At 57.8% G+C, this 5,649-nt stretch carries 4 protein-coding genes, 1 tRNA gene and 1 pseudogene; 3 read left to right on the plus strand and 3 right to left on the minus strand.

Annotated features, from left to right (window positions below):
• Positions 1-231 precede the first annotated feature (231 nt).
• From A3754_RS03615 to A3754_RS03625, 3 genes are read left to right on the plus strand one after another with little or no spacing between them, the layout of a single operon-like run.
• A complete protein-coding gene (locus A3754_RS03615) occupies positions 232-747 on the plus strand; it encodes a 2,4'-dihydroxyacetophenone dioxygenase family protein (protein WP_063518869.1) in 516 nt (171 codons plus the stop codon).
• A gap of 58 nt (positions 748-805) precedes the next feature.
• Positions 806-1,825 (plus strand): NAD(P)-dependent oxidoreductase, encoded by a 1,020-nt coding sequence (locus A3754_RS03620; RefSeq protein ID WP_082872470.1) that lies wholly within the window; start codon positions 806-808, stop codon positions 1,823-1,825.
• A gap of 11 nt (positions 1,826-1,836) precedes the next feature.
• Positions 1,837-2,649, plus strand: a complete 813-nt coding sequence (locus A3754_RS03625) for an SDR family NAD(P)-dependent oxidoreductase (protein WP_063518871.1) — start codon at positions 1,837-1,839, stop codon at positions 2,647-2,649.
• Between the two features lie 112 nt (positions 2,650-2,761).
• On the opposite strand, the gene A3754_RS03630 is transcribed toward A3754_RS03625, so the two are convergent.
• The 3 genes and pseudogenes from A3754_RS03630 to A3754_RS03640 form a co-directional block, all read right to left on the minus strand.
• Positions 2,762-2,838, minus strand: a tRNA-Ile gene (locus A3754_RS03630).
• A gap of 176 nt (positions 2,839-3,014) precedes the next feature.
• Entirely contained in the window at positions 3,015-4,916 is a 1,902-nt protein-coding gene (gene rpoD / locus A3754_RS03635; protein WP_063518872.1) for an RNA polymerase sigma factor RpoD, read from the minus strand.
• A 135-nt stretch (positions 4,917-5,051) separates the two neighbouring features.
• Positions 5,052-5,649, minus strand: a pseudogene (locus tag A3754_RS03640) (DNA primase); the annotation flags it as partial.

Genomic DNA, 5,649 nt, shown 5'->3' on the forward strand with positions numbered 1-5,649 from the left:
ATCACGCAGCAGCTCGGTGTGTGACAGCCCGTATTCGGCAATCAGGGTGTCGAATCCATACAGCGCGGATGCCCTTGCAAAGTCCTGCATGGTGTTTGTCCTTGGCTCTGCCTGTTGTGGTTGTTCTGGCACCAAATGCTAAATCATTGGCGCACTTTATCAAGTTCGTGGCCTGGCAGCGGCGCATGATGGCTTTGCGATACAAACAACATCATTTCAGGGAGAGCCAACATGCTACCGATTACCGTTAAAGATCATGACAGCCTGCTGACGCTGAACAACAACGATATGCCGGTCTACAAGGACATCATGGTCCCGGGCCTGGACGTTCAGCCGCAGTTCATCGACATCAACCGTGGCATCTGGGTACTGCGTGTCATGTTCCACCCCGGGGTGCGCCTGCCCATGCATTACCACACCGGCACCGTCCATCTGTGGACGCTGTCCGGCAAGTGGAACTATGTGGAATACCCGGATCAGCCGCAGACGGCCGGCTGCTACCTGTTCGAGCCGGGCGGCAGCATCCACACCTTCTCGGTACCGGAAGACAACACGGAAGTGACCGATACCATCATGATGGTGGAGGGCGCCAACGTGAACTTCGACGAGAACGGCGAGTACCACAGCATTCTGGACGCCAACTCCATCACGTTGCTGATCGAGCAGTACATCCAGGAGAACGGTCTGAAGCCGGCCAACTATATCAAGCCGTCCATGCCGGACTACGCGCCGAATATCAAAGGCTGATGCTGGCCGGGAGTCATACGGCTGTATGGCTCCCGCTGTCTGAAACGGGAGAGTGGATATGACAACAACAATGCCAGTCGGCCACCACGGGCAGCAGCCCGAGGTGCCGAAATCCGTCTTCGTGACCGGCGCAGGCGGCTTTATCGGGCGTGCCATCATGGCGCGCTATAAGGCGCTGGGTTGTGAGGTCCGGGGTATGGACCTGCAACCCGATGAAAGTGCCGGCATTGTGGCCGGCGATATTGCTGATCCTCCCGGTTGGGCGGCGCATGCCAAAGGCTGTGAGTTGTTTATTCACACTGCGGCAGTGGTAAGCCTGGCTGCGCAATGGCCGGCTTATCGCCAGATTACGGTTGCAGGCACACGCAAGGCCATTGATGTGGCCGTGGCCGCTGGTGCGAAACGGTTCGTGCATTTTTCTTCCATTGCTGCACTGGGGTACGACTATCCGGACGGTGCCGATGAAACCTGGCCGGTCACTATCGGCGATAGCTATCTGTATGGCGTGGCCAAAGGTGCCAGCGAGCACGTTGCGCTGGCGGCGCATGCAGCACGGGAAATAGACGTCACCATTATCCGCCCCGGTGATGTCTATGGGCCGGGCTCACGTGCCTGGTTGATTGAACCGTTGAGGATGGCCAAAGCCGGTCAGCTGATTCTTCCTGATAATGGGAAAGCCGTTTTTACCCCTGTATTTATCGAGGATTTGCTCGACGGCATTATGCTGGCGGCAGGTCTTCAAGAAGGGGCCGGGCAGGTCTTCATTCTTTGGGGAGGCGAAGCGGTTTCCTGCAACGAATTTTTCAGTCATCACTGGCGTTGGGCGGGTCGAGCGGGCTCCCCCCGCAGTTTGCCATTGACTGCTGCGTTGGCGTTAACCAAAGGGGTCTGGAAATTGAATCAGCTACTCAAGCGCCATGACGAAGTGACGCCAGACACCATGCTGATGTTTTCCCGCAAAGGCGGCTTTTCCATCGAAAAAGCCAAACGTCTGCTGGGCTATTGCCCCAAAACCCGTCTTGCCGAAGGGATGCGCGAATCTGAGGCCTGGTTAAAAGCCAGCGGTGAGCTGGATTGAAGGAGAGTGAGATGAAGCATGTAATGATTACGGGCGCAGGAAGTGGTCTTGGCCTGGGAATGGCAACACGCTATCTCAATCGCGGCTACACCGTGAGCGTGCTGGATTTGGCCGTCAGTCAGGACAACAGAAAAGTGCTGACACAGTCGGCAGAAAAAAGCGGTTCCCGTTGGTCCTTTTTCAAGATGGATATCACCGATGATGCTGCGGTCGCCGCAGCGGTGGCTGATGCTATTGCCATGTTTGGTGCGCCAGAACTGGCGATTAATTCTGCCGGCGTGGTACTGAACAAGACGGTGGCGGATCAGAAACCTGCCGAGTTTCGCAGGGTCATTGATATCAACCTGAACGGAAGCCTGCATTTTGCCACAGCGGTGTTGCCGTTCATGGAGTCTGGCTCACGTCTGGCGCTGGTGGCTTCGCTGGCAGGGCATACCAGCAACTATGCCTACAGTGCCTATGGCGCCTCCAAGTTCGGTGTTATCGGCCTGGCCACCACGCTGCGCTATGAATACGAAGCCTTGGGGATTCATCTGAGTTGTATCTGCCCACCGGAGGTGGAAACGCCGTTGGTGGATGGCGAGCGTTTGTCTGGTAACCCCATTTCACTGGAACTGAAGAAAACGGCCGGTTGTATGAAAGCGGATGCGGCCTGCGATCAAATTGTTGATGGCCTGGATGCGGGAAAGTGGATGATTATTCCTGGCGCTGCGGGCAAACTCACGGGTTTTGTGGCGCGCCACATGCCGGGCGTTTTCAATGGCTATATGCAGAGAGTGATTCGCAAACTGATGAAGCAATACCCGGTTGGGGAAACCGCCTGACTGTATCAACAACAAACGCTGATTTCTGGATGCCCCGTATCGCTGATGCGGGGTTTTCTTGTTTCAGGAGCAGAGCGTTTGCAATCCAGAGATGGTAGTCGAACAGAGAAATTGGTGGGCCCACCAGGACTTGAACCTGGGACCAATCGATTATGAGTCGACTGCTCTAACCAACTGAGCTATAGGCCCGAAAGAGTTGCCTGACGCCGGATGCTCGACGCCTGACGGTGCCACGCTAACGCGCGGGCATGGATTATAACGTGTATTTGAAGCAGGAAAAGGCCGATCTTTTTTTATTATGAGCCCGGGCTGCGAGCAGCCCGGGTTTGCGTCCGGCGTCTGGCCTCAAGCGTCCGGCGTACTAATTACAGGTCGCCGTCCAGGAAGCTGCGCAGGTGTTCGCTGCGGCTTGGGTGACGCAACTTGCGCAGCGCCTTGGCTTCTATCTGACGGATACGCTCACGGGTCACGTCGAACTGTTTGCCCACTTCCTCAAGGGTGTGGTCCGTGTTCATGTCGATGCCGAAGCGCATGCGCAGAACTTTGGCTTCACGGGCGGTCAGGTTGGCCAGCACATCACGGGTGGCCTCTTCCAGGCCCAGTGAGGTGGCGGAGTCCACCGGGGATTCCATGTTGCCGTCTTCGATAAAGTCGCCGAGGCTGGAATCTTCATCGTCACCGATGGGGGTTTCCATGGAGATCGGCTCTTTGGCGATCTTCAGTACCTTGCGGACCTTGTCTTCCGGCATTTCCAGGCGCACGCCCAATTCTTCCGGGGTCGGCTCACGGCCCATTTCCTGCAGCATCTGACGCTGTACCCGGTTGATCTTGTTGATGGTCTCGATCATGTGTACCGGGATACGGATGGTGCGCGCCTGATCCGCGATGGAGCGGGTAATGGCCTGACGAATCCACCAGGTGGCGTAGGTGGAGAACTTGTAACCACGACGGTATTCGAACTTGTCCACGGCTTTCATCAGGCCGATGTTGCCTTCCTGAATCAGGTCGAGGAATTGCAGGCCACGGTTGGTGTATTTCTTGGCGATGGAAATTACCAGACGCAGGTTGGCTTCCACCATTTCTTTCTTGGCGCGGCGGGCCTTGGCTTCGCCGATGGAGATGCGACGGTTGATTTCCTTGATGTCGCCCACGGGCAGACCAATGATGTCTTCGATGGTGCCGATCTTGCGCTGGGCACGTTGCACATCTTCTTTGACTGCGCCGAGTTTGTCGGCGATGGCTTTGCCTTTTTTGGTTTTCAGCTGGGCATCGATCCAATCCATGTTGGTTTCGTTGCCGGGGAACGCCTTAATGAAGTCTTTGCGATCCATGCCGCCGCGGCGGATGGTGGCAGACATAATCTGACGCTCGAATTTGCGCACCAGATCCAGGTTGTCACGGGCACCCACCAGCATGCCGTCGAAAATGCGCGGCACCAGTTTGAACAGGGTGAAGTGTTCGGCCAGGGCTTCCAGTGCCTTGGCGCTGGAGGCGTGGTCGCGACCATTGCGCTTGAGTGAGCGCTCGGCTTTTTCGTGCAGTTTTTTCAGCGTTTCGAAACGCTCTGCTGCCAGAACCGGATCCAGGCCGCCTTCATCTTCTTCCTCATCGTCGTCGCTGTCTTTGTCATCAGCGTCGTCGTCTTTGGCTTTTTCTTTGGCCTTGGCTTTTTCTTCTGCCGCTTTTTTGGCTTTCTCGGCAAAGGCTGGGTCCCGGTTGGCGTTGGTTGCCGCGGCGCCATCGTCGTTGGGATCCAGGTAACCGGCAATGATGTCGGTGAGCTTGCGTTCTTCGTTTTCCACGCGGGCGTATTCGTCGATCACCATGTCGACGGCGCCGGGCCAGAAGGCGAGGGCGTGCAGGACTTCACGGGTGCCTTCTTCGATGCGTTTGGCAATTTCGATTTCGCCTTCGCGGGTCAGCAGCTCCACGGTACCCATTTCGCGCATGTACATGCGCACCGGGTCAGTGGTGCGGCCGGGTTCGTTTTCTACGGAGGCGAGCACAGCAGCGGCTTCTTCAGCGGCGACTTCGTCGGTGCTGTCGGCGCTTTCATCGATCGTCAACTGATCGGCATCGGCGGCCTTTTCCACCACGGTAATGCCCATGTCGTTGATCATCTGAATGATGTCTTCCACTTGATCGGTGTCGGTAATGGAATCCGGCAAGTGGTCATTCACTTCGGCGTAGGTAAGGTAGCCCTGTTCCTTACCCAGTGCGATCAACTGCTTCAGCTGAGATTGTTGCTGCTGCTTTTGAGTCGTCATGCAATAAAGCCCGTAACGTCGTGCTGGAAGCTTGCGCTGGCCAGCGTGATGGTGGCGTGGGAAAACGGCGTATTATACCGGGATGTGGGGGCTACGGCCAGTCAATGCAACCCCGGGGGTATGGCACGGACCGGGCTAGCCGAAGGGTTTGCGGGCGTGCTGGCGCGCTTCGGCCAGGGCTTTATGCAGCGCCTGCCAGTGCGCCGGGTCGGGCATGCCGGCCTGTTCCACTTCCAGCAAGGCGGCTTCCAGCCGGGTGACTTCCAGCTGTGACAGGGCATCCAGCCAGAGCCGGGTGGCCATTTCTTCGCCCATGGGCGGCTTGAGGCTGGCCTTGAGCAGACGAGACAGAGTTTCGCCCTGCTCCAGCGCCATCAGGGCGCCAAGCAGCGCGGCGGCGCTGTGGTTTTGCCGACACAGGCCGGCTACCTGGACCAGCAGGTCGATATGCGGCAGCGGGAGGGTTTCGATGCCCTCGGGCAGCGGGTGTTGGTCAATCAGTGAGGGGTAATCCAGCAGCACCAGCACCAGGCGTTCAGCCAGGGTGAGCGGGCCTTTGCGGGCGCTGTTCTGGCGTGGGTTGGGGCGTGTGCGATTGGGGCTGCCGCCGTTGAAACCGGCATTGCCCTGGTTGTCCTCGTCCGCAAAGCCGAAGTCTTCCGGGTAGGGCATGCCAGGGTCGCCCTCCGCCGGCGAATAGCCTGCGTCCTCGTAGCCGTACGCGGTGGCATCC

It is taken from the genome of Alcanivorax sp. HI0083 (assembly GCF_001635175.1).

Coding starts and splice junctions, on each gene's coding strand:
- A3754_RS03620 (WP_082872470.1), top strand. CDS start 806: ATGACAACAACAATGCCAGTCGGCCACCACGGGCAGCAGCCCGAGGTG.
- A3754_RS03615 (WP_063518869.1), top strand. CDS start 232: ATGCTACCGATTACCGTTAAAGATCATGACAGCCTGCTGACGCTGAAC.
- A3754_RS03625 (WP_063518871.1), top strand. CDS start 1,837: ATGAAGCATGTAATGATTACGGGCGCAGGAAGTGGTCTTGGCCTGGGA.
- rpoD (WP_063518872.1), bottom strand. CDS start 4,916: ATGACGACTCAAAAGCAGCAGCAACAATCTCAGCTGAAGCAGTTGATC.